Here is a 22,417-nt window from a genome sequence, read left to right as displayed (position 1 = left end):
ATCTGGAACGCTCGGAAGCGAAAAAGTGTGTGCATCTGCCTCCGTAGAAGGTCACCGCCGCATGGCCGAAATGGCTTACTGGCAGGCGAAAAAAGGCGCAACTATTCCCATGCAAGAGAGCGACGTCTAATGCCGTAAACGCCTACCCTATGCCGAATCGGCATGGCTTTTTTTGTAAATAACTGTCCGAACGGTCAGTTCAAATACGCCATTTAGGCAGGTGAATATGCCGTTAACCGGCCAATACCGGCTCGCTCAGAGATTTTGGACGACCTTCAGTCGCTGGCAAAAATGCCTGGGATTTGATGAGCTTGGCGTCGGATATGTCCTATGGCACGCGCAAAATTTTCTCGATAGAAGGTCACCGCGACACACCAAGTAATGTTTGCGAAGAGACAGAAAAGAAAATAGCGGCTATGGACAACATACAAGATGGGCAATGGGTGCCATAAGCCCGCCGCAAGTTCAGCAAGCTTGAGGACTTGTGAACTTGCGTCGCAGCTTTTCGCCTGACCCAGCCCTTGCGCAGGCACTCCCTGTACCCGTAGGTCACGCCGATCTCGATGGATCAGAGCAACCCGGCCCCCTGGTCATGCATCACCCTTGGCGGGCGATGCAGACAGAAAGAAGCGAAGGAGCTTCTTTCTATGGACGCCGGCCCCGTTGACGACAGAAGCGTCAGACGGAACCTAGTACCAATTCGGATCTTTCTTAAGCTGCTCCATCAGCAGCTTTTGCATGCCTTCGTTCGGCTTACCGATGAAACGGTAGTCGGCATGCCGTGTCGGGGACTTGTCTGCCGGCAGACCGGCCGGGACTTGTACCAACATGGCGTAGGCATCTTCCTTGTCGTAGCTGAAGGCAACGATCAGGCGCTTGTTCAAGCAGGTATCTGCTGTTTCGCAGAGCGGCCCGACCAAGTATTTCTCGCCATCTTCTTCCAGCGCATTCATTTGTTCGGCCGTACCCGACAGGTTCATCACCCATTCCGGCAGGCGCTCTTCTTTCTTCACCACGCTTTGCCAGGTTTCGCGGTACTGCTTGTCCGCACTGAGCAACTCGTTGGCCCGGGATTGGCCGTCATTGGCGGCCATCACCAGGCCGCTACCGCCCAAGAGCAGGGCGGCAGCAATGGCTTTAATAGACAAAGTGGTCATATTCAGCCTCGGCCGCGACGACCAAAGAAGAACGAAGCGATGAACATCACCAGGAAGACCACAAACAGAATTTTTGCGATACCCGTGGCGGTGCCCGCGATACCACCGAAGCCCAGGACTGCAGCCACAATGGCGATGATCAGAAATGTGATTGCCCAACTCAACATGGTAATTCTCCTTACGCTTCTAGAGGGGTAACAGCGGTAGTGCAGTGCGCCGCTCAACACAAGCGACCTTTTGTTGCCTAGAACACCCAACGCTCTTGAGCGGGCAATTCGCCCAGGGTCGAACCCTGGTCAGCCACTCTCAATTGCGGGGCGGTTACATCGGCAGTCGCGCTGCCAACGGAACGGAAATGGGTCTGGGTCATCATCGGACGTTCAAATTGCGGGGCTTGCTGCTGACTCTGCTGCCAATGCTGCATCTGCTGGCCGGCAATCAACGTGACCATCAAGGCCAGGCTGGCGAACAGACCTTGCTGCAAGCGCAGTGGCGATACACGCAATTGGCTGAGGCTTTGGCGAGTCATGCTGCATTTCTCCCGCATTCTGAATATTCGGTCATGACACTGTTGGGAGAGGTATTGCAGGGTGCATGCCAGATCTTTTACAAAATAAAACTCAATAAAATCAGATAGTTATAAATACATTACGGCCGCTGAGCCCAGCATCCTGCACGATGCCCCTATCCAGGCCGTGCGAAATGCACGATGGTCAATGGTCGGGTCAAGGGATCGAAATCGGATATCGAGTTGCCGAAGTGGCAAGAGGGCATGAAAACGCCATCAACCAGCGCGTTTGTAGAGGGGTGTGCAGATACCTGCGCGAAGGTGCTTTTTATCAATCAGAATAAACCATGCAACTTGCCCGATTATTCCGGGACTAAACACCATCATTCATATTAAGGAGCGCGGGACAGATGGAATCAGCCAAGGAACTTCAAGGCCGTATTCTTTTAGTGGATGACGAATCCGCGATCCTTCGCACCTTCCGTTACTGCCTGGAAGATGAAGGCTATACCGTAGCCACCGCCAACAGCGCCGCCCAAGCCGACGCCCTGATGCAACGCCAGGTGTTCGACCTGTGCTTTTTGGACCTGCGCCTGGGCGAAGACAATGGCCTGGACGTACTGGCCCAGATGCGCATTCAGGCGCCGTGGATGCGCGTGGTGATTGTTACCGCGCATTCCGCCGTGGATACCGCGGTCGACGCGATCCAGGCCGGTGCCGCCGACTACTTGGTCAAGCCATGCAGCCCTGACCAATTGCGCCTGGCCACCGCCAAGCAGTTGGAAGTGCGCCAACTCTCGGCACGCCTGGAAGCGCTGGAAGGCGAAGTGCGCCAACCCAAAGACGGCCTCGATTCCCACAGCCCGGCCATGATGGTGGTGCTGGAGACCGCGCGCCAAGTCGCGGGCACCGACGCCAACATCTTGATCCTCGGCGAGTCCGGTACCGGTAAAGGTGAATTGGCCCGGGCTATTCATGGCTGGAGCAAGCGCTCGAAGAAGTCCTGCGTGACCATCAACTGCCCGTCACTCACGGCCGAGCTGATGGAAAGCGAATTGTTCGGCCATAGCCGTGGTGCGTTTACCGGTGCCAGTGAGAGCACCTTGGGCCGCGTCAACCAAGCGGACGGCGGCACGCTGTTTCTCGACGAGATCGGCGATTTTCCCCTCACCTTACAACCCAAGTTATTGCGCTTCATTCAGGACAAAGAATATGAGCGCGTAGGCGACCCGGTCACCCGGCGCGCCGATGTGCGCATCCTGGCGGCCACCAACCTGAACCTCGAAGACATGGTGCGCGACGGCCGTTTCCGCGAAGACTTGCTCTATCGCCTCAACGTCATCACCTTGCACCTGCCGCCGCTGCGTGAACGTAGCGAAGACATCCTGACCCTCGCCGACCGCTTTCTGGCGCGCTTCGTCAAAGAGTACGCGCGGCCCGCTCGCGGTTTCAGCGATGACGCCCGAGAAGCGCTGCTCAACTACCGCTGGCCAGGGAATATTCGAGAGCTACGAAACGTTGTAGAGCGAGCCAGCATTATCTGCCCACAGGAAAAGGTTGAAATCAGCCACCTCGGCATGGCCGAACAGCCGACCAACAATGCACCGCGTATTGGCGCGGCGTTGAGCCTGGATGAGCTGGAGAAAGCCCACATCGGCGCGGTACTTGCCACCAGCGACACCCTGGACCAGGCGGCCCGTACTCTCGGCATCGACGCGTCGACCCTGTACCGCAAACGCAAACAGTACAACTTGTGAGCTGTACCTTATGAAGCTAGCGATGAAACTGCGCACTCGTTTATTCCTGAGTATCTCAGCGCTGATCACCGTCGCCCTGCTGGGACTGGTCCTGGGACTGGTCAGTGTTATGCAAATGGCCAAGAGCCAGGAGTCGCTGATCCGCAGCAACTTCATCACCCTGGACCTTGGCCTCAAGCTGCGCCAGACCTTGGGCGACCAGTTGATCCTGATGTTGCAGGAGAAACCGGACCCCGAGGTGCTGAAAACCTCAAAACAGCAATACTTCGCCTTGCTGGATGAGGGCATCGCCCATGAACAGCAAGACGGCAGGCTCAGCGGGTTCAGCCAGGCACGCGTTGACTACCTGAATTTTATCAAGGCATTTGACGAGGCCCAGCAAAGCTCGCTGATCAACAATAAAAACCAAAAGCTGACCGAAACCTTTAATGCGTTGCGCAACGGCCTGATCTCCGAACACAAACAAGCCTTGGAGAATATCAACGCCAGCGAACACAAATCCCGCGACCGAGCGCTGTTGATTGCCGGTCTTCTGGGCCTGGTGGGCCTGGCGGTGTTGATCATCGGCTTCATCACCGCCCATGGCATCGCCCGGCGCTTTGGCGGGCCGATCGAAGCCTTGGCCAAAGCCGCCGACAAGATCGGGCAGGGCGATTTCGAAGTGACGCTGCCGATCTCTTCAGCAGCGGAAATGAACCTGCTGACCCGGCGCTTCGGCATCATGGCCGAAGCGTTGCGCCAGCATCAGGCGACCAATGTCGATGAATTGCTGGCTGGCCAGCAGCGCCTGCAAGCGGTGCTCGACAGCATCGACGACGGTCTGTTGATGATCGACCGCCAAGGCCGCCTGGAGCATCTCAACCCCGTCGCTCAGCGCCAGTTGGGCTGGGACGAGGCACGTTTAGGCCAGGGCTTGGGCGAGGCGCTGGGCCGCGCGGAAATGGATGAACAGTTGCAGCTAGTACTGCGCGGCGGCAACCTCGAGCGGGCGCCGGAAGATCTGGAAGTGGAGGTTGAAGGCGAACTGCGCCTGCTGACCTACAGCCTGACGCCGGTCAGCCACACCCAGGGGCATATCCTCGGGGCAGTGATGGTGTTGCATGACGTCACCGAACAGCGTGCCTTTGAGCGCGTGCGCAGCGAATTCGTGTTGCGTGCCTCCCACGAACTGCGCACGCCGGTGACCGGCATGCACATGGCCTTCGGCCTGTTCCGCGAGCGGGCAAAGTTTCCGGCGGATTCCCGTGAAGCGGACTTGCTGGATACGGTCAATGAAGAAATGCAGCGCCTGATGCAGTTGATCAACGACTTGCTCAACTTTTCGCGCTACCAGAATGGCCTGCAAAAACTCACCTTGGGGCCCTGTGATGTCACCGACCTGCTGGAGCACGCACGGGCGCGTTTCACTGAGCTGGCGAGTGCTCAGAACATCGAATTGCTGGTGGAAGCCCAACCTGATTTGCCCAGGCTGTATGCAGACCAGGCTCAGCTTGAGCGTGTACTCGACAACCTGTTAGGCAACGCATTGCGCCATACCGCCGATGGCGGGCAAATTCGCCTGCAGGCACGCCGCCATGGCGAGCGCGTGATTATCAGCGTCGAAGATAACGGCGAAGGCATCGCCTACGGCCAGCAGGGGCGGATTTTCGAACCCTTCGTGCAGGTGGGCCGCAAGAAAGGCGGCGCCGGCCTGGGGCTGGCACTGTGCAAAGAGATCGTGCAACTGCACGGTGGCCGCATGGGTGTGTATTCGCGGCCGGGGCAAGGTACGCAGTTCTATATGGCGTTGCCGCTGTAGTCTGACGACTCGGGTTACCTACCGGCCGCGCCGAACGAAATGTGGGAGCGGGCTTGCTGTGGCGGGCCCGCTCCCACATTTTGAATCGGCTTACACGCTTAACTGCGGTTCAATGCGCGCAATATCGCAGCACTTTCAGCATCCGGCGTGCCATCAAACAGCGCTGGCCGGAAGTGCATCTGGAACGCCGCGATCACATGCCGTGTGGCGACATCCAACTCGCCGGTCTGCGGTGTCTGGTAGCCCAGGCGTGCCAGCTCTTCCTGGAACCAGGTGACGCTCGGCAGGTCAGCCGCGTACTGCACTTGGAATCGAGCAACGACTTGCGCGTCCGGCCAGATCCCCAAACCCTCAGCCGCTAAACGCTTCCACGGAAACAAAGGGCCCGGATCGAGCTTGCGCAGCGGCGCAATGTCGCTATGGCCGATGATGTTCTTGGGATCGATGCCATTGCGCTTACTGATGTCCTTGAGCAACACCACCAACGACTGCACCTGCGCCTCGGAATACGGGTACCAGACACGGCCCGTCGGTGTGTCGCGATAGCCTGGGTTGACGATCTCGATACCGATGGAGCTGGAGTTGAGCCAGGTACGGCCCATCCACTCGCTTTGCCCGGCGTGCCAGGCACGCTGGCTCTCGTCCACCAATTTGTAAATGGTGCCAGAGGCGTCGTCACCGATCAGGTAATGACTGCTGACCTGGCCGTGGGTTAACAGCGCCAGGGAGCGTTCAAGGTTGGTTGCGGTGTAATGGACGACCACGAACTGCACGCGGTTATCGTGGTTGACCGACGGGTGGCTGGTGTCCAGGCGCGGGCCACTGGCGCAGCCGGCGAGCAGGAGGAACATAAAGGCGATGCAAAAGGATTTCATAGCAGAAGACATTACGCTGAAGACGATAATGCAATAGTGTAACGTACCGTTCGTGGCTGAGCGGCCAAATTACAAAAATGGAACATATTTTAGGCCGCCTGCACTTGATTACGTCCCGCCGCCTTCGCACGGTAAAGCGCCTCATCGGCGCGCTTGAGCGCCAGGTCACTGCGCTCACCCGGCTGGAACTGCGCCACACCCATGGAGACCGTGATCGTTACCGGCTCGCCCTTGAAGTGGAAAGGGCACGCTTCGATCGCGGCACGCAGCACTTCGCCCACGGCGAGGGCATCCGTCAAGGCTGAGTCCGGCATCAGCAACACAAACTCTTCACCACCGAAACGCGCGATAAAGTCAGTGGGGCGCAGGCGTTTGCGCAACACATTGGCGATGATCTTCAGCACCTTGTCGCCCGCCAGGTGGCCGTAGCCGTCGTTGATGCGCTTGAAATGGTCCAGGTCCAGCATGGCCAGCGACAGGTTATTGCCGCTCTGGTGCCAGGTATTCACTTCATAATCCAGGCGCTCGCTCCAGGCCGCACGATTGGGCAGGCCGGTGAGCGGATCGATCAAAGCCTTCTGGCGCTGTACTTCCAGATGCTCGCGATAGCCTTGGGCTTCTTGCTCCATGCTCGCCACCCGCTCAGCCAGACCTTTGAGGCGCGCTGCCACTTCCTGCTCGCGCTGGTCACGCTGCTGCTGGTGCGCGTCCATCGTGCCGAGCAGGCCTTCGAGGTGGCTCTCCAGCACGTGCTTGAGGCTGTCCAGATCGGCCGCGTCCTGCACGCTGCTTTGCAGACCGTCGACCTGTTCACGAATCTGCGTGTCCAGCTCCTGCGCGGCCGAGCGGCTGTCGGCATGGCCTTCACTGGCTACCTGCAGGTGGCCCTGGAATGCCTCGAGGCGCTCGTTGAGCTGCTTGAGGTAGGCTTCGAACTCGTGTTGGCCACTGTCGGTGATCGCCAGCATCAGCACGGCCAGGTCGTCGAGGATCGGCAGCAACTCGTACCAGTTCAAGCCGTGGGCCAGGCGCTCGCGCATGGCTTCGGCCTGGGGCCGGTGACGCTCAGGCAGCGACAGGTCTTCCAGCAGGCCGAGCAAAGTGTCTTCAATATGCTTGGCGACGGAGCTGTAGGACGGCTCCGGCGAGTCGGGCAGAGCGTAGATGCCGTCCGATTGCAGTTCATCCGGATCGGGCTCGGGGCTCTCCAGCACCGGCGGCAGGGACAGACTGCCGATGGTGGTTTGCTCCGGCGTGTCGACCGCAGCCTGCGGCTCTTCGATAAATGCGGCGAGCGCGCTTTCGGGAGCAGCTTCCTCTGTCGGCGGCGCAGGCGTCTCGGGTTCAGGCGCCTCGACAGACAGGACGGCAGGCTCCACTGATGCCGGAGCTTCGAACACAAATGTTTCACCAGCGACCTCTGCCACTTTGACGGGCGCAACGGGTGCAACACGTTCAGGCTGCGAGGGTGTCGGTGCTTGCGGCAACGGCGCGAAGGCGCGCAAAGCTTTTGTCAGTTCTTCGGATTGCGCCGGCTCTTGAGGCTCAGGCGCGGGTTTGGGCGCAACGGGCTTTGGTGCAGCCAGCTCTGGCGTGGCTTCGACCAGCGGCGCGTCATTTGAGACTTCCTTCGCGCCAAACAGGCGTTGCAGCAGGCCTGGCCCAGGGCGCGTGGTTTCGCCGTCCGGCTCCAGGTTATTGAGGGCTTGCCCCTGCAGGCTGCTCAGCTCACTGAGTAGCAGCGGAATCTCCCGCGCCTGTCCGACTCGGCTATCCAGTTGCTTGGCGAAGGTTTTCAGCGGGCGGGCCACCTCACGCGGCAGCGGCAGCTTTTGCAGCTGCGCGACCAGGGCTGTGAGTGCAGTGCTCATCTGGTCGACGCGCGTTTCGCGGCGCTGCTCCGAATCCAGCACGGCTTTTTCCAAACGCGGCAGCAAGGCGGCGAGGGCGGCGTCCATGTCGTCGGTACGCACCACGTCGCGCATCTCCTTCATGCATTGGTCGACCGCGCGGTCGGTCCCTTCCGCCGCCAGCGTGCTGCGCACCAGCCCTCTGCGCAGCAGGTCGAGGCGGGCAGCCCAGCGGCGCTCGAGCTTGTCTTGCTGCTCGATGCTTTTGAGGTATTTCTCTTTCCAGCGCTGGGTGTCGTCGCTCATGCAAGGGGTCCGCGAGGGCCTGGGCTCAACGCGGGTAATGCATCAGCCGTGAGCGAACCCGGCAGACGAATCTCTACCGCGACCGGCAGGTGATCGGAGATGGGCTGCGCCAGCACCTGCACGCTTTCGAGCGTGAGGGTGGGACTAAGCAGGATATGGTCAAGACAGCGTTGCGGGCGCCAGCTGGGAAACGTGGCTTCGACTTGCGGCGCCAGTAGCCCGAGGTCCCGCAACGGGGAATTCTGCAGCAGGTCGTTGGCATGGGTGTTCATGTCACCCATCAGTACCTGGTGTTTGTAGTTGCCAATCAATTCACGAATATAGGCGAGCTGCAGGTTGCGCGTACGCCCCCCGAGCGCCAGGTGCATCATCACCACGACCAAGGCTTCAGGGCCTTCGCCGAAACGCACAAGGATCGCCCCCCGGCCCTTAGGGCCTGGCAAGGGGTGATCTTCGATGGCAGTCGGCTTCAAGCGGCTGAGCACACCATTGCTGTGCTGCGCCAGGCGCCCGAGGTTGCGGTTGAGTTGCTGATACCAGTACGGGAACGCGCCGAGCTGGGCCAAGTGTTCCACTTGGTTGATGTAGCCGGAGCGTATGCTGCCGCCGTCGACCTCCTGCAGGGCGACCAAGTCGAAGTCGTTCAGCAGATGGCCGATCTTTTGCAAGTTAACGGCCCGCCCGTTGTGTGGCAGCAGGTGCTGCCAACCACGGGTGATGTAGTGCCGATACTTCTCGGTACTGATGCCCACCTGAATATTGAAGCTGAGCAGGCGCAAGCGGCTGTCTGCCGGCAGGCCTGTGGTTTCCAGGTGGTGCTCGTTGACCTGCGGGTCGTGCAGGCCAACGACGCGTTCAGTACCCCAGCGGCGCATGGTAGGCCCCTTACTTGGCTGCGCGCTCTTTGGCGATCAGTTGGTCGGCAACGTTGAGGGTTTGCTCAGGACCACCGGTAGTGCCCAGGTCGAAACGGTATTTGCCGTTAACGACCATGCTCGGTACGCCTTGCACGCCGTATTTCTGCGCGAGTTCCTTGGCCTGCTTGATCTGACCTTGGATGGCGAAGGAGTTGAAGGTAGCCAGGAACTTATCCTTGTCGACGCCTTGAGTGGCGACGAAATCAGCCATTTCTTCAGGCTTGGTCAGGCGCTTACCTTGCTTCTGGATAGCTTCGAACACGGCGTTGTGGACTTTGTGCTCCACACCCATGGCTTCCAGGGTCAGGAACAGCTGACCATGGGCATCCCATGGGCCGCCGAACATGGCCGGGATGCGACGGAAATTAACGTCAGACGGGAGTTTTTCGGCCCATGGATTGATGGTCGGCTCAAAGGCGTAGCAATGCGGGCAGCCATACCAGAACAGCTCCACCACTTCGATCTTGCCTGGCTCCGAAACCGGGACCGGGTTGGCCAATTCAACGTAGGTTTTACCGGCTTCAAGCGGCACGTCGGCAGCTTGTGCGGTCATGCCGAAGAGGCTGACAGTGACGAGAGCGGCGCTGAGGATCAGATTACGCATGCTTTACTCCTGGACAAATAAAGTCGCCTCACGCGACCTTTAGTTGTGACAGGTCTACGCGGGCATGAGTTCGTTAGTGTACCGGCACCGGCCACAAAAAAGGGCGGCCTAAGCCACCCTTTTTATGCTTGCATCGATGGATTAATCGAGCGTTAACGTCGCCGGACTCATCAGTGCAGGCCCTGGATATAGCTGGACAGTGCTTCAATATCTTTATCCGACAGCTTTGCCGCAATGTCAGTCATCATTTTGTTGCTGGCATCGCCATCGATGTAGCGAACCTTCTCGCGGAATTCCTTCAATTGCTTGGCGGTGTATTGGGCGTGCTGACCACTCAGGTGAGGGAAGCCAGCCTCTGCCAGGCCACTGCCGCCTGCGATGTGGCAAGCCTTACAGGCGGGCATGCCGCCGATGGGCTGGTCTTCAGCGAGCTTGCCACCCTGAAACAACGCCTGGCCTTTGTCGACCAGCTTCGGATCGGCAGCTCCCACACTGCCCTTCTGGCTGGCAAAATACGCCGCGATGTCCGCCAGGTCCTGATCGCTGAGGTTAGTCAGCAGGCCGGTCATTTCCAACACCGTGCGCTTGCCATCCTTGATGTCGTGCATCTGCTTGGTCAGGTAACGCTCACCCTGGCCGGCCAGTTTGGGGAAGTTCGGCGCCGGGCTATTGCCATCCGGTCCATGGCAAGCACCACACACGGCGGCTTTCGCCTGGCCCGCTGTAGCGTCGCCTGCAGCATGGGCAACACCGGTGATGCCCAAGGTCAACAGCAGACTCACGATCAGTTTGTTCATCAGCTAATCCAACTACGGCTAAGGGTTTAAGAGTTATCTACCGGGTTTACTCACCATCAACTCAATGATGGCCTGGTAATCCTCAGTACTGCAGTCCATGCACAAACCACGCGGCGGCATTGCCTTGAAACCCTGGGTCACGTGTTGCACCAGCGTGTCCATACCTTGCGCCAGTCTGGGCGCCCAAGCTACCTGGTCACCCCGTTTAGGGGCATTGGGCAGTTGGCCAGCATGGCAAGCCACGCAAACTCGGTTGTACACCGCCTCCGGATCCTGTGTAGCCTGAGCGCCGTAAAGCGGAATCAGGACACCAAAAGCGAGCAACCATCGGGTCATACATCGACCTTTTCAGGGTTTGAGAGCGTTTTGCGTTCTAATGCGCAATGAAGGTCTTTCGCTCCCGTGAACTTCATCCTTCGCTGGGACAAAGCACACACAAAATCTGCGGCATTATATACTGGCGCTACTGAAACGGAAACGACACCGCTTGCCGCACCCTTTTTCGGCACCGCCCACATCGGAAATCTCATGCAACTCAAGAACCCCATCCTCGGCCTGTGCCAACAGTCCACGTTCATGCTCAGCGCCGCCAAAGTGGACCAATGCCCCGATGACGAAGGCTTTGAAGTCGCCTTTGCTGGCCGTTCCAACGCCGGCAAATCCAGCGCGTTGAACACCCTGACCCACGCCAGCCTGGCGCGCACCTCGAAAACCCCGGGCCGCACGCAACTTCTCAATTTCTTCAAGCTAGACGATGATCGGCGTCTGGTCGACCTGCCGGGCTACGGTTATGCAAAAGTACCCATCCCGTTGAAGCTGCACTGGCAGCGTCACCTGGAGGCTTATCTGGGTGGTCGCGAGAGTTTGAAGGGGCTGATTCTGATGATGGACATCCGTCATCCAATGACCGACTTCGACCTGTTGATGCTCGATTGGGCCGTCGCCAGCGGCATGCCGATGCATATCCTGCTGACCAAGGCCGACAAGCTGACCTACGGCGCGGCCAAGAACACGCTGCTCAAAGTGCAGTCCGAAATCCGTAAGGGTTGGGGTGATGCGATCACCATCCAGCTGTTCTCAGCGCCTAAGCGCATGGGCCTGGAAGACGCCTACACTGTGCTGGCCGGTTGGATGGAGTTAGCCGACAAAGGCGCGGAAATCGCGGAATAACTTTTCTGCAGGCAAAAAAAACCCCGGACTTCGTATGGGGAGGGGAAGTTCGGGGTCCAAGTTCCGGACCGCTAGGGCGGGGTCCAGATATCTGCCAACACTTAACACAACATAGGAGCATTGAAGGGCTTCACCACCCATTCAGTAACTCTGAGTAGCAGTTCACGGGTTAAGTTCCGGCAGGTCCAAAAAACTATTGGAAATAACTGGCGCCCGCTTCTGATCTAAAGCGCTCTGCCACCACGCCCGGTGACGGCAGAGCCGCGAAATCAATGCGCCTCGTCCCAGTTATCGCCAACGCCCACGTCTACTACCAAAGGCACATCCAGCTTGGCCGCCGCGCTCATGTGCTCGCGGATCTTCTCGCTGACCTCTGCAACCAGATCCTCACGCACCTCCAGCACCAGTTCATCGTGCACTTGCAGGATGACCTTGGCATCCAGGCCCGACTCAGTCAGCCAATTATCCACCAACACCATGGCTTTCTTGATGATGTCCGCTGCGGTGCCCTGCATCGGCGCGTTGATCGCCGTGCGCTCGGCCGCCGCTCGCTCCTGAGGCTTGTTGGAATTGATATCCGGCAAGTACAGCCGGCGCCCGAAGAAGGTTTCGACATAGCCTTGATCGGCCGCCTGGGCGCGCGTGCGTTCCATGTACTCGCGAACGCCGGGGTAGCGCGCGAAGTACACATCGATGTAGGCCTTGGCGGTCTTGGTATCGACGCCAATGTCTTTACCCAGCTTCTGCGCGCCCATGCCGTAAATCAGGCCAAAGTTGATCGCCTTGGCACTGCGACGCTGGTTGGAACTGACTTCAGCCAATTCAACCTTGAACACCTCGGCCGCCGTAGCGGTGTGCACGTCCAAATCGTTACGGAACGCATTCATCAAGCCCTCGTCCTTGGACAAGTGCGCCATGATCCGCAGTTCGATCTGCGAATAGTCCGCCGCCAGCAGCTTGTAGCCTTTTGGCGCGACAAACGCCTGGCGAATCCGCCGCCCTTCAGCGGTACGTACCGGGATGTTCTGCAGGTTCGGATCGCTGGACGACAAGCGCCCGGTCGCGGCCACAGCCTGATGATAAGACGTGTGAATGCGCCCGGTACGCGGGTTAATCTGCTCCGGCAGGCGGTCGGTGTAAGTGCTTTTCAGCTTGCTCATGCTGCGGTACTGCATCAGTACCTTGGGCAGCAGGAAATCGTCTTCGGCCAACTTGGCCAGCACTTCCTCAGCCGTGGACGCCTGGCCCTTGCCGGTCTTCTTCAGTACCGGCAAGCCAAGTTTTTCATAGAGAATCGCCCCGAGCTGCTTGGGCGAACCCAGGTTGAACTCTTCACCAGCGATCTCGAACGCCTGGCGCTCCAGCTCAACCATCTTGTTACCGAGTTCGATGCTCTGGATACCCAGCAGCTCTTTATCCACCAGCGCACCCTGGCGCTCGATACGCGCCAGCACGGGCACCAGCGGTATTTCGATGTCCGTCAGCACACTGGCCAGGCTCGGTATGGCCGCCAGCTGTGCATGCAAGGCCTGATGCAGGCGCAGGGTCACGTCGGCATCTTCGGCGGCATACGGGCCAGCCTGCTCAAGCGCGATCTGGTCGAACGTCAGCTGCTTGGCACCTTTGCCGGCGATGTCCTGGAAGCTGACGGTGTCGTAGTCCAGGTACTTCTTGGCCAGGCTGTCCATGTCATGCCGGGTCGCGGTGGAGTTCAACACGTAGGATTCAAGCATGGTGTCGAAGGCAATGCCGCGCACGGTGATGCCTTGCGCAGGGTCGCCACCGATGGCGCAGTTGGCCAGGATGTTCATGTCGAACTTGGCGTGCTGCCCGACCTTGAGCTTGGTCGAGTCTTCCAGCAGCGGCTTCAACGCCAACAGAACCGTGTCGCGATCCAACTGCTCCGGCGCGCCGATGTAGGAATGGGTCAGCGGGATGTAGGCTGCTTCATGCGGCTGCACGGCAAAGGAAACGCCTACCAACTGCGCCTGCTGGGCGTCGATCCCGGTGGTTTCGGTGTCGAAAGCAAACAGTTTTGCGGCATTCAGCTTTTTTAGCCAAGTGTCGAACGTGGCCTGGTCAAGGATGGTGGTGTAAGACGTTTCCACCGGTGCAGCCGCCTCAATCACTTCTTCAGCAGCCGGAGCAGCCTCGGTCGACGCCTTGAGCTCAACACGCTTGGCATCGCGCTGAATCTCGTCAATCCAGCTCTTGAACTCAAGCAGCGTATACAGCTCCAGCAACTTTTCGCGGTCCGGCTCGATCAGGTGCAGATCGTCCAGCCCCACATCCAGCGGCACGTCGATCTTGATCGTCGCCAGCTGATAGGACAGGAATGCCATCTCCTTATGCTCTTCGAGCTTGGCCGGCAGATTCTTGGCCCCGCGGATCGGCAGGGTCGGTACGATATCCAGCTGCTCATAAAGCTCTTTGAGGCCGCCGTTTACGCCCACCAGAAGGCCGGAAGCAGTCTTAGGCCCAATGCCCGGAACGCCTGGGATGTTGTCCGACGAATCGCCCATCAGCGCCAGGTAATCGATGATCTGCTCCGGAGCGACACCGAATTTCTCCTTCACGCCCTCAATGTCCATCGCGCTACCGGTCATGGTGTTGACCAAGGTAATGTGCCCGTCGACCAACTGCGCCATGTCTTTGTCACCGGTAGAAATCACCACCGGGCGGTCCGCCGCCGCACTGCTGCGGGCCAAAGTACCGATTACGTCATCGGCCTCCACGCCTTCGACGCACAGCAACGGGAAGCCGAGGGCGATCACACTTTGGTGCAGCGGCTCAATTTGCAGGCGCATGTCATCGGGCATACTCGGGCGGTTGGCCTTGTATTCGGCGTACATGTCATCGCGAAAGGTCCCACCCTTGGCGTCGAATACGACGGCGAACGGGCTGCCCGGATACTGCTTGCGCAGGCTTTTGAGCATGTTCAACACGCCCTTGACCGCACCGGTCGGCAGGCCTTTGGAGGTGGTCAGCGGTGGGAGCGCGTGAAAGGCGCGGTACAGATAAGAAGAACCGTCCACCAGGACGAGGGGGGCTTGGCTCATGAGCAGGATCAACCTTTTCGGCGGGTCAGGCGCTAGAATAGCCGGACCAATGACGACAAAGGGACAAGGTTATCATGCGTACAGTAAATCGCCTGTTGTTGACCGGCTTGATTGCGTTCTTGCCGCTGGCCGCCACGGCAGCTGACACCGCGCCCTCAGGAGACCCGGAAGTCACGATCCGCACCGAGGGTGACAGAACCATCCAGGAGTACCGCCAAAACGGTTTCCTGTACGCGATCAAGGTCACCGTGAAGGGCGCGCCACCGTATTTCCTGGTGCGCGCGGACGGAACCGATGCGAATTTCATTCGCTCTGACCAGCCGGATATGCTGATCCCGTCATGGAAGATTTTCGAATGGAAATGATTTCTTAACTTAAATTGGCGCCGCACACCACGGCGCCCGTACTGGCAGTTTTAACCATGTCTGTGTTCACCCCGCTGGCTCGGCCCGAGCTGGAAACCTTTCTCGCCCCTTACGGGCTCGGCCGCCTGCTTGATTTCCAGGGGATTGCCGCCGGTAGCGAAAACACCAATTTCTTTATCAGCCTGGAACAGGGCGAGTTCGTCCTGACCCTGGTTGAACGCGGCCCGGTCGCAGAAATGCCATTCTTCATCGAACTGCTCGACGTACTTCATGACGCCGACCTGCCGGTGCCTTACGCGCTGCGCACCACCGACGGTGTGGCGCTTCGCGAGCTGAAGGGCAAACCGGCGTTGCTGCAACCGCGCCTGGCCGGCAAGCACATCAAGGACGCCAACGCCCAGCATTGCGCCCAGGTTGGCGACCTGCTCGGCCATCTGCACCTGGCCACTCAAGGCGAAAAGGTGCTGGAGCGCAAGACCGATCGCGGGCTGGATTGGATGCTCACTGAGGGTGCGCAGCTTATTTCGCACCTGAACGACGCGCAGCAGCGCCTGCTACAAGATGCGCTGACCGAGATCGAAACCCACAAGGCCGAGATCCTCGCCCTGCCACGCGCCAACGTTCACGCCGACCTGTTCCGTGACAACGCGATGTTCGAAGGCACGCATCTGACAGGGTTGATCGACTTCTACAACGCCTGCTCAGGCCCAATGCTGTATGACGTGGCGATTGCCTTGAATGACTGGTGCTCGGATGCGGACGGGGTGATCGATGGGCAACGCGCCCGTGCGCTGCTGGGCGCCTACGCGGGTCTGCGCCCGTTTACAGCCAAGGAGGCCGAGTTGTGGCCGACCCTGTTGCGCGTGGCATGCGTGCGGTTCTGGCTGTCACGCCTGATCGCCGCGGAGTCGTTTGCCGGGCAGGATGTGTTGATTCATGACCCTGCGGAGTTTGAGCATCGGCTGGCGCAGCGTCAGCAGGTAACCATCCACCTGCCGTTCGCGCTCTAAAAGGCCTACTCGGTCAAAAAATGTGGGCGCTGGCTTGCCTACGATAGCGGTGTCGACTGACACGCCGCCATCGCGGGCAAGCCAGCTTCCACATTGGTTATGCGGCAATGGTTAGAGCGAGTCCAGGCACCCAGCCAGATCATTCCCCAACTTCTCTAGCACCTGCTCATAACCCTGAGCCGTCGCTGGCGTGTAACCACCCAACGCATCCAACTCCGCCAACTTCACCGGCAAACCAGCCACCAGTGTCTCAGCCAAACGCGGGCGCAACGGCGGCTCGCTGAACACACAGGTCTTACCGACTTCCTGCAACCGCGTACGCATCGCCGCTACATGCTGGGCGCCTGGCTGCACTTCGGCGGCAACGCTGAACACGCCGGTATGCTTGAGCCCGTAAGCGTCCTCGAAGTAATCGAAGGCTTCGTGGAACACGAAGTAAGGCTTGTTGCCCACGCTCGCCAAACGCGCTTTCAAGCGCGCGTCCAACGCATCCAGACGCTCATCGAACGCCTTCACATTGCGCTGATACCGCGCAGCATTGGCCGGGTCGGCAGTGCTGAGGTCAGCCGCCATGCGTGCAGCAATCACACGCGCGTTAACCGTCGACAGCCACAAGTGCGCATCCAGGCTGCCTGGGCGGTGATCGTGGTCGTGTTCGTCGGCATCGTCGGCATGCGAGTGGCTATCTTCACCGAAACGACGCAGTTTCATTCCCGCAAGGTCCTGTACCGCCACGGTGGGCAGACTACGCCCCTTGAGCACGCGCGGCAGGAAGCTCTCCATGTCCGGGCCGATCCAATACAACAGGTCCACCGACTGCACGCGCCGTACGTCGGATGGGCGCAAGGCATAGTTATGCGGTGACGCGCCGGGCGGCAGCAAAACTTCTGGAACGGCCACGCCGTCCTGCACCGCCGCGGCGATCAACTGCAACGGCTTGATACTGGTCAGCACCTTGACCTCGGCTTGCGCCGCCCCGGCGACGAACAAACTGGTGACAAATACGACAAAAACAGGAAAAAGTCGGGACACGATGACCACTCAATGACGTAGGAACGGGTAACATAATAACGTCTCTATCAAATGTCTGTCGCCGCTCATGCCTAAAACACCGCTTGCCAGCCGTCCCCACGACCACTCTCACTGCGTGCACACCGCGCTGTCGGAGGCCGATACCCTGTGCGCACAAAAGGGCCTTCGCCTGACCGCGTTGCGTCGTCGGGTGCTGGAACTGGTGTGGCAAAGCCACAAGCCGCTGGGCGCCTATGACATTCTGGGCGTGCTCAGCGAGCAGGACGGCCGCCGCGCCGCGCCGCCAACGGTGTACCGCGCGCTGGATTTCCTGCTGGAAAACGGCCTAGTGCACCGCATTGCCTCGCTCAACGCCTTCGTCGGCTGCAACCACCCGGAACACGCGCACCAAGGCCAGTTCCTGATTTGCCGCGAGTGCCACGCCGCCATTGAGCTTGAACAAAAAAGCATCAGCGACGCCATTATCAAGAGCTCGGCCGAGGTCGGCTTCAGGGTCGAAGGGCAAACGGTCGAAGTGGTCGGGCTCTGCTCGGGTTGCCAGGGGGCTTGATGAGCAACGCGTTAATCCGCCTGGAACAGGTTGGGGTCACGTTCGCCGGGCAAAACGTGCTGGATAACATCGCGCTCAGCGTGGAGCCCGGGCAGATCGTCACCCTGATCGGCCCCAACGGCGCCGGCAAGACCACCCTGGTGCGTGCCGTGCTCGGCCTGCTCAAGCCTGACACCGGCAGCGTGTGGCGCAAGCCGAAGCTGCGCGTGGGCTACATGCCGCAAAAACTGCACGTCGACCCGACATTGCCGCTGTCCGTGCTGCGTTTTTTGCGCCTGGTACCCGGTGTAGACCGCGCCCGCGCGCAGGGTGCGCTCAAGGAAGTCGGTGCCGAACAGGTGATCGACAGCCCGGTGCAAAGCATCTCCGGCGGCGAAATGCAGCGCGTGCTGCTGGCCCGCGCCTTATTGCGCGAGCCCGAGTTGCTGGTGCTTGATGAGCCCGTGCAAGGCGTCGACGTCGCCGGCCAGGCCGAGCTGTACAGCCTGATCACCCGCCTGCGCGACCGCCATGGCTGCGGCGTGCTGATGGTCTCCCACGACCTGCACTTAGTGATGAGCACCACCGACCAAGTGGTGTGCCTCAACCGTCACGTATGCTGCTCCGGCCACCCGGAGCAGGTCAGTAGCGACCCGGCGTTTGTCGAACTGTTCGGCAAAAACGCCCAGAGCCTGGCGATTTACCACCACCATCACGACCACGCTCATGATTTGCATGGCGCTGTAGTCGACGATCCCGCCACACCCCATACCCACGTCCATGGAGATAGCTGCAAGCATGGCTGATTTTCTGCTCTACGCCCTGCTGGCAGGCTTGGCTTTGGCACTGGTGGCGGGCCCATTGGGCTCGTTCGTGGTCTGGCGGCGCATGGCTTACTTCGGCGACACGTTGTCGCACGCCGCGCTGTTGGGCGTGGCCATGGGCTTTTTGCTGGATGTGAGCCCCACCATCGCCGTCACCGTCGGCTGCCTGCTGCTGGCGGTACTGCTGGTGACCCTGCAACAGCGCCAGCCGCTGGCCTCCGACACGCTGCTGGGCATCCTGGCGCCGAGCACCCTGTCCCTGGGCCTGGTGGTACTGAGCTTCATGCATGAGGTGCGCATCGACCTGATGGCTTACCTGTTCGGTGACTTGCTGGCGATCAGCCCCACCGACCTGGCCTGGATCCTCGGCGGCAGCGCCGCGGTGCTGCTCTTGCTGGTGGCCCTGTGGCGCCCATTGCTGGCGATCACCGTGCATGAAGAGCTGGCCACGGTGGAAGGTTTGCCCGTGCCGGCCCTGCGCATGACCCTGATGTTATTGATCGCGGTGGTGATTGCTGTCGCGATGAAGATTGTCGGCGTATTGTTGATTACTTCGCTGCTGATCATTCCCGCAGCCGCCGCCCAGCGCCACGCCCGGTCACCGGAGCAAATGGCGATCGGCGCCAGCCTGTTGGGCATGCTAGCAGTGTGCGGGGGCCTGGCGCTGTCGTGGTTCAAGGACACGCCAGCCGGTCCGTCGATTGTCGTCACGGCGGCCGCCCTCTTTCTGCTGAGTTTTGTCCTGCCCCGTCGAGGGGTGTAGACTTGCTCGCTTTTTGCGCAAATAGAGAGTCGCAGGAATGAAGCTGTTCAACGCCCGTTATCTGCTCCTTGCCGCATTTTCCCTGCTGCTGGGCGCCTGTCAAAGCACACCGCCCGCTGCCCCAGAGGCACCGGACGCACGCGCTGCGGCCATCGCGCAGCTGGCGCAAAACCTGGCCAGCAGTGAGCTAGCCACTGCCGAGGATGAGCTGGCCGCTTTGCAGGCCCAGTCGCCCAACGATCCGGCTCTGGAAGCTTACCAGCGCCAATTGGCCGAAGCCTACCTGCAGCGCAGCCAGATCGTGCTGCAAAAAGGTGACGTCAACGCCGCCGCCACTGCCCTGAGCCGTGCCCGTGCACTGATGCCCAAGGCCCCGGCGCTGACCGGCGGCGTAAACAGCGCCATCAGCCACGCCCGCAAAGCCGAGCTGGATAAAGCCGAAGCTGCCTTAAAAGCTGCCGAAGCCAAACCACAAGCCAAGGTCATCGACCCGGCCGCTGAAAGCACCACGGTTGCGCTGAACCTCACCGATATCGAAGAACTTCGCCATCAATTGGATGCGATCGCCACCGATGTGGTGAATTACCAATGCGACGTGACCATCCAGGCGCCGCGCACCCAGGATTACCCATGGCTGGCCACGTTGCTGAGCAAACGGGTGAAGCGAATTGATTCGGGATATGACCTGAAAATTCACCGGCAGGTTGTGAAACACATCCCGGCGCAGATTGTGCTGACGCCGCGCAAGGCGGAATAAAGCATCGCGGGCAAGCCCGCTCCCACACTTGAATGTATTCACAATTCAAAATGTGGGAGCGGGCTTGCCCGCGATAGCGGTCTAACGGTCAACCAATAACTTAAGCCGGAATCGCCTTAGCCTTAGGCTCACGATCCCAAACCCGATGCTGTGCAATCGCGGCGAAAAACGCCTTAAATGCTTTGGCATCCGACCCAACGATCAACCCCGCATCCACTTCCAGCTTCAGCAGATCCAACAACGGTTTGGCATCACTGGCAACCGTAATCGCCTTCAAATGCTTGTACGCCTCCAACAGGAAGTGCAACGCCACGCCATCGCCACTCAATGCCTGCACCGACTTGGCGCCACCCGGTACAAACACCGCGTCAAACGCAATCGACGGCATACCTTCCATTGACGCATCCACCTTCAGGCTCTTGCCATCGGCGGTGGTCACCGGTGCCGACGTCGGCCCCAGCAGTTTGGCGTGTGCGCCCTCAGCCTCCAGCGCCTTCTTCAGCGCGGCAATCGCTGCACCCTCTACACCGTTAGCCGCCAGGATCGCGACTTTGCGCGTCTTGATATCGCCCGAGAGCAGGTTCACCTGGCTCAATGCCGGCGACTCTTTCAGCGAGGACTTACGCGGCGCCACAGTGCCTTTGGTCGGCGCCGGTAAGCCGAGATTCTGCGCAACGCGCTTGGCCAGTTCCAGGTCGATATTGGCCAAAATCTCATTGACCTGACGGGCACGGATAAACTCGCGCTCCACCTTGCCCAACTCGAAGCTGTAGGCCGCAATGATGTGCTCTTTCTCGTGGTGGCTCATGCTGTGGAAAAACAACGTGGCTTGCGAGAAGTGGTCGCCAAACGACTCACTGCGCTCACGCACCTTGTTGGCGTCGACGCGCTCGTAATAGGTCTCGAAACCGCCATCCTGCGCAGCCGGTGGGGTTTCTTTCGGCCAGCCGCCATCAATCGAGTTCGGCTCATAGGCCGCACGGCCTTTGTCGATCACGGTGCGATGCTGGGCGTCGCGCTGGCCGTTATGGAACGGCGTCACCGGCCGGTTAATCGGCAGCTCATGAAAGTTCGGGCCACCGAGACGGCTGATCTGTGTGTCCGTGTAGGAAAACAGACGGCCTTGCAGCAGCGGGTCGTTAGTGAAGTCGATACCCGGCACGATGTGGCCTGGGCAGAAGGCGACCTGTTCGACTTCGGCGAAGAAGTTGTCCGGGTTACGGTTCAGCACCATCTTGCCCAGCGGCGTAATCGGCACCAGCTCTTCGGGGATGATCTTGGTCGGGTCGAGCAGGTCGAAGTCGAACTTGTGTTCGTCCTCTTCCGCAACGATTTGTACGCCCAACTCCCACTCAGGGTAGTCGCCGCCCTCAATCGCTTCCCACAAGTCGCGACGGTGGTGATCGGTGTCTTTACCGGCAAGCTTTTGCGCTTCGTCCCACACCAGCGAGCAGGTGCCGACTTTGGGATGCCAGTGGAACTTCACGAAGCTCGACTTTCCTTCGGTATTGATCAAGCGGAACGTGTGAATACCAAAGCCCTGCATGGTGCGCAGGCTTTTGGGGATGGCACGGTCGGACATGGCCCACAGCACCATGTGCGCCGATTCCGGCTGCAGCGAGACAAAATCCCAGAACGTGTCATGGGCCGAGCCGCCGGTAGGAATCTCGTTGTGGGGCTCAGGTTTTACTGCGTGCACGAAGTCGGGAAACTTGATCGCGTCCTGAATGAAAAACACCGGCATGTTGTTGCCCACCAGGTCGAAGTTGCCTTCGTCGGTGAAGAACTTCACGGCAAAGCCGCGCACGTCACGCACCGTATCGCCCGAACCACGCGGGCCCTGTACGGTGGAGAAGCGCACGAACACCGGGGTTTTATGCTCAGGGTTACGCAGGAAACCGGCCTTGCTCAGCGCCGAATGGTTCTCATAGGTCTGGAAGTAACCATGGGCGCCCGTACCGCGGGCATGCACGATGCGCTCCGGGATGCGCTCGTGGTCAAAGTGCGTGATCTTTTCACGCATGATGAAGTCTTCCAGCAGCGACGGGCCACGGGCGCCAACTTTGAGGGTGTTCTGGTTATCGGAAATCTTTACGCCTTGGTTGGTGCGCAGCGCCTGGCCGGTCGCGTCGGAACGGAATTCCTCCAAGGCCTGCAGCTTGGCGTTGGTGTTGCCACGGTCCAGGGTGTCGGTGCCCGCAAGCTCACTCTTCGGCGGGGTAGCTGGCTTCTTGGTACTCATCAGTCAAAACTCCTTATTCAAAGTGGCCAGAGCGGTCCCCGGCTCGTTTGAGCAAACACCCAGGCACGGCACCTGGGAAATTGAGTTGCTTAAGTAG

Annotated in this window: 21 protein-coding genes; 9 read left to right on the top strand and 12 right to left on the bottom strand. The window is 59.8% G+C overall.

Annotated features, from left to right (window positions below):
* Nucleotides 1-689: 689 nt before the first annotated feature.
* The 3 genes from K0P33_RS01640 to K0P33_RS01630 all read right to left on the bottom strand — a co-directional run bounded on the left by K0P33_RS01640 (nucleotide 690) and on the right by K0P33_RS01630 (nucleotide 1,686).
* On the bottom strand, nucleotides 690-1,157 hold the full coding sequence (locus K0P33_RS01640; protein WP_242153718.1) for an inhibitor of vertebrate lysozyme family protein: 468 nt from the start codon (nucleotides 1,155-1,157) through the stop codon (nucleotides 690-692).
* Nucleotides 1,158-1,159: 2 nt separating this feature from the next.
* The gene (locus tag K0P33_RS01635) at nucleotides 1,160-1,324 is read right to left on the bottom strand and encodes a DUF1328 domain-containing protein (protein ID WP_003170804.1); all 165 of its coding nucleotides are present in this window, start codon (nucleotides 1,322-1,324) and stop codon (nucleotides 1,160-1,162) included.
* A 77-nt stretch (nucleotides 1,325-1,401) separates the two neighbouring features.
* Nucleotides 1,402-1,686, bottom strand: a complete 285-nt coding sequence (locus K0P33_RS01630; RefSeq protein WP_094949661.1) for a hypothetical protein — start codon at nucleotides 1,684-1,686, stop codon at nucleotides 1,402-1,404.
* A 389-nt stretch (nucleotides 1,687-2,075) separates the two neighbouring features.
* Between K0P33_RS01630 and algB the strand changes: the two genes are divergently transcribed.
* Nucleotides 2,076-3,422: a sigma-54-dependent response regulator transcription factor AlgB gene (gene algB, locus K0P33_RS01625; RefSeq protein WP_094949662.1), complete on the top strand. Its 1,347-nt coding sequence runs from the start codon at nucleotides 2,076-2,078 to the stop codon at nucleotides 3,420-3,422.
* Nucleotides 3,423-3,432: 10 nt separating this feature from the next.
* The gene (locus tag K0P33_RS01620; RefSeq protein WP_094949663.1) at nucleotides 3,433-5,220 is read left to right on the top strand and encodes an ATP-binding protein; all 1,788 of its coding nucleotides are present in this window, start codon (nucleotides 3,433-3,435) and stop codon (nucleotides 5,218-5,220) included.
* A 98-nt stretch (nucleotides 5,221-5,318) separates the two neighbouring features.
* Here the strand turns inward: K0P33_RS01620 and K0P33_RS01615 are convergent, their stop codons facing one another.
* From K0P33_RS01615 to K0P33_RS01590, 6 genes are all read right to left on the bottom strand, one after another.
* Complete coding sequence (locus K0P33_RS01615; RefSeq protein ID WP_094949664.1) at nucleotides 5,319-6,095, bottom strand: N-acetylmuramoyl-L-alanine amidase; 777 nt, start codon at nucleotides 6,093-6,095, stop codon at nucleotides 5,319-5,321.
* Nucleotides 6,096-6,184: 89 nt separating this feature from the next.
* Nucleotides 6,185-8,251, bottom strand: coding sequence for a GGDEF domain-containing protein (locus tag K0P33_RS01610; protein ID WP_242153716.1), 2,067 nt, complete (start codon nucleotides 8,249-8,251; stop codon nucleotides 6,185-6,187).
* Entirely contained in the window at nucleotides 8,248-9,126 is an 879-nt protein-coding gene (locus tag K0P33_RS01605) for an endonuclease/exonuclease/phosphatase family protein (RefSeq protein ID WP_094949666.1), read from the bottom strand. The genes K0P33_RS01610 and K0P33_RS01605 overlap by 4 nt, the downstream gene beginning before the upstream one ends.
* Before the next feature lie 10 nt (nucleotides 9,127-9,136).
* Nucleotides 9,137-9,772 carry a thiol:disulfide interchange protein DsbA gene (gene dsbA, locus K0P33_RS01600; RefSeq protein ID WP_094949667.1) on the bottom strand — a complete coding sequence of 212 codons (636 nt, stop codon included), beginning with the start codon at nucleotides 9,770-9,772 and terminating at the stop codon, nucleotides 9,137-9,139.
* 170 nt (nucleotides 9,773-9,942) lie between these two features.
* Nucleotides 9,943-10,569, bottom strand: a complete 627-nt coding sequence (locus K0P33_RS01595) for a cytochrome c4 (RefSeq protein WP_094949668.1) — start codon at nucleotides 10,567-10,569, stop codon at nucleotides 9,943-9,945.
* A 33-nt stretch (nucleotides 10,570-10,602) separates the two neighbouring features.
* Nucleotides 10,603-10,905, bottom strand: coding sequence for a c-type cytochrome (locus tag K0P33_RS01590; RefSeq protein WP_094949669.1), 303 nt, complete (start codon nucleotides 10,903-10,905; stop codon nucleotides 10,603-10,605).
* Nucleotides 10,906-11,097: 192 nt separating this feature from the next.
* Between K0P33_RS01590 and yihA the strand changes: the two genes are divergently transcribed.
* On the top strand, nucleotides 11,098-11,739 hold the full coding sequence (gene yihA, locus K0P33_RS01585; protein WP_042943980.1) for a ribosome biogenesis GTP-binding protein YihA/YsxC: 642 nt from the start codon (nucleotides 11,098-11,100) through the stop codon (nucleotides 11,737-11,739).
* A gap of 269 nt (nucleotides 11,740-12,008) precedes the next feature.
* Here the strand turns inward: yihA and polA are convergent, their stop codons facing one another.
* Complete coding sequence (gene polA / locus K0P33_RS01580) at nucleotides 12,009-14,798, bottom strand: DNA polymerase I (protein ID WP_242153713.1); 2,790 nt, start codon at nucleotides 14,796-14,798, stop codon at nucleotides 12,009-12,011.
* 74 nt (nucleotides 14,799-14,872) lie between these two features.
* Between polA and K0P33_RS01575 the strand changes: the two genes are divergently transcribed.
* A complete protein-coding gene (locus tag K0P33_RS01575) occupies nucleotides 14,873-15,163 on the top strand; it encodes a DUF2782 domain-containing protein (protein WP_094949671.1) in 291 nt (96 codons plus the stop codon).
* Nucleotides 15,164-15,219: 56 nt separating this feature from the next.
* Nucleotides 15,220-16,173 (top strand): homoserine kinase, encoded by a 954-nt coding sequence (locus K0P33_RS01570; protein WP_094949672.1) that lies wholly within the window; start codon nucleotides 15,220-15,222, stop codon nucleotides 16,171-16,173.
* 111 nt (nucleotides 16,174-16,284) lie between these two features.
* On the opposite strand, the gene K0P33_RS01565 is transcribed toward K0P33_RS01570, so the two are convergent.
* Nucleotides 16,285-17,214, bottom strand: a complete 930-nt coding sequence (locus K0P33_RS01565; RefSeq protein ID WP_094949673.1) for a zinc ABC transporter substrate-binding protein ZnuA — start codon at nucleotides 17,212-17,214, stop codon at nucleotides 16,285-16,287.
* A 46-nt stretch (nucleotides 17,215-17,260) separates the two neighbouring features.
* Here K0P33_RS01565 and K0P33_RS01560 point away from each other — a divergent pair, with 46 nt between their 5' ends.
* The 4 genes from K0P33_RS01560 to K0P33_RS01545 are packed head-to-tail and all read left to right on the top strand — an operon-like array spanning nucleotide 17,261 to nucleotide 20,078.
* Nucleotides 17,261-17,755, top strand: coding sequence for a Fur family transcriptional regulator (locus K0P33_RS01560; protein ID WP_176462905.1), 495 nt, complete (start codon nucleotides 17,261-17,263; stop codon nucleotides 17,753-17,755).
* The gene (znuC, locus tag K0P33_RS01555; protein ID WP_094949675.1) at nucleotides 17,755-18,540 is read left to right on the top strand and encodes a zinc ABC transporter ATP-binding protein ZnuC; all 786 of its coding nucleotides are present in this window, start codon (nucleotides 17,755-17,757) and stop codon (nucleotides 18,538-18,540) included. The genes K0P33_RS01560 and znuC overlap by 1 nt, the downstream gene beginning before the upstream one ends.
* Nucleotides 18,533-19,321 (top strand): zinc ABC transporter permease subunit ZnuB, encoded by a 789-nt coding sequence (gene znuB, locus K0P33_RS01550; protein WP_094949676.1) that lies wholly within the window; start codon nucleotides 18,533-18,535, stop codon nucleotides 19,319-19,321. The genes znuC and znuB overlap by 8 nt, the downstream gene beginning before the upstream one ends.
* A gap of 37 nt (nucleotides 19,322-19,358) precedes the next feature.
* Entirely contained in the window at nucleotides 19,359-20,078 is a 720-nt protein-coding gene (locus tag K0P33_RS01545; RefSeq protein WP_242153711.1) for a PA5502 family lipoprotein, read from the top strand.
* A gap of 100 nt (nucleotides 20,079-20,178) precedes the next feature.
* Here the strand turns inward: K0P33_RS01545 and katE are convergent, their stop codons facing one another.
* The gene (gene katE, locus K0P33_RS01540; RefSeq protein ID WP_094949678.1) at nucleotides 20,179-22,320 is read right to left on the bottom strand and encodes a catalase HPII; all 2,142 of its coding nucleotides are present in this window, start codon (nucleotides 22,318-22,320) and stop codon (nucleotides 20,179-20,181) included.
* Nucleotides 22,321-22,417: the final 97 nt, after the last annotated feature.

Origin of the sequence: Pseudomonas sp. ArH3a (genome assembly GCF_022648765.1) — a bacterium.
Classification (GTDB): domain Bacteria; phylum Pseudomonadota; class Gammaproteobacteria; order Pseudomonadales; family Pseudomonadaceae; genus Aquipseudomonas.
Note: the sequence above shows the minus strand (reverse complement) of the source record. Positions and strands in the feature narration are given on the sequence as shown.

Bases quoted from the DNA above. Each gene is read 5' to 3' on its own strand.
- K0P33_RS01590 (WP_094949669.1), bottom strand. From the start codon at position 10,905: ATGACCCGATGGTTGCTCGCTTTTGGTGTCCTGATTCCGCTTTACGGC.
- K0P33_RS01575 (WP_094949671.1), top strand. From the start codon at position 14,873: ATGCGTACAGTAAATCGCCTGTTGTTGACCGGCTTGATTGCGTTCTTG.
- znuB (WP_094949676.1), top strand. From the start codon at position 18,533: ATGGCTGATTTTCTGCTCTACGCCCTGCTGGCAGGCTTGGCTTTGGCA.
- katE (WP_094949678.1), bottom strand. From the start codon at position 22,320: ATGAGTACCAAGAAGCCAGCTACCCCGCCGAAGAGTGAGCTTGCGGGC.
- K0P33_RS01595 (WP_094949668.1), bottom strand. From the start codon at position 10,569: ATGAACAAACTGATCGTGAGTCTGCTGTTGACCTTGGGCATCACCGGT.
- polA (WP_242153713.1), bottom strand. From the start codon at position 14,798: ATGAGCCAAGCCCCCCTCGTCCTGGTGGACGGTTCTTCTTATCTGTAC.
- K0P33_RS01610 (WP_242153716.1), bottom strand. From the start codon at position 8,251: ATGAGCGACGACACCCAGCGCTGGAAAGAGAAATACCTCAAAAGCATC.
- yihA (WP_042943980.1), top strand. From the start codon at position 11,098: ATGCAACTCAAGAACCCCATCCTCGGCCTGTGCCAACAGTCCACGTTC.
- algB (WP_094949662.1), top strand. From the start codon at position 2,076: ATGGAATCAGCCAAGGAACTTCAAGGCCGTATTCTTTTAGTGGATGAC.
- K0P33_RS01640 (WP_242153718.1), bottom strand. From the start codon at position 1,157: ATGACCACTTTGTCTATTAAAGCCATTGCTGCCGCCCTGCTCTTGGGC.
- znuC (WP_094949675.1), top strand. From the start codon at position 17,755: ATGAGCAACGCGTTAATCCGCCTGGAACAGGTTGGGGTCACGTTCGCC.
- K0P33_RS01545 (WP_242153711.1), top strand. From the start codon at position 19,359: ATGAAGCTGTTCAACGCCCGTTATCTGCTCCTTGCCGCATTTTCCCTG.
- K0P33_RS01635 (WP_003170804.1), bottom strand. From the start codon at position 1,324: ATGTTGAGTTGGGCAATCACATTTCTGATCATCGCCATTGTGGCTGCA.
- K0P33_RS01605 (WP_094949666.1), bottom strand. From the start codon at position 9,126: ATGCGCCGCTGGGGTACTGAACGCGTCGTTGGCCTGCACGACCCGCAG.
- K0P33_RS01570 (WP_094949672.1), top strand. From the start codon at position 15,220: ATGTCTGTGTTCACCCCGCTGGCTCGGCCCGAGCTGGAAACCTTTCTC.
- dsbA (WP_094949667.1), bottom strand. From the start codon at position 9,772: ATGCGTAATCTGATCCTCAGCGCCGCTCTCGTCACTGTCAGCCTCTTC.
- K0P33_RS01615 (WP_094949664.1), bottom strand. From the start codon at position 6,095: ATGAAATCCTTTTGCATCGCCTTTATGTTCCTCCTGCTCGCCGGCTGC.
- K0P33_RS01620 (WP_094949663.1), top strand. From the start codon at position 3,433: ATGAAGCTAGCGATGAAACTGCGCACTCGTTTATTCCTGAGTATCTCA.
- K0P33_RS01630 (WP_094949661.1), bottom strand. From the start codon at position 1,686: ATGACTCGCCAAAGCCTCAGCCAATTGCGTGTATCGCCACTGCGCTTG.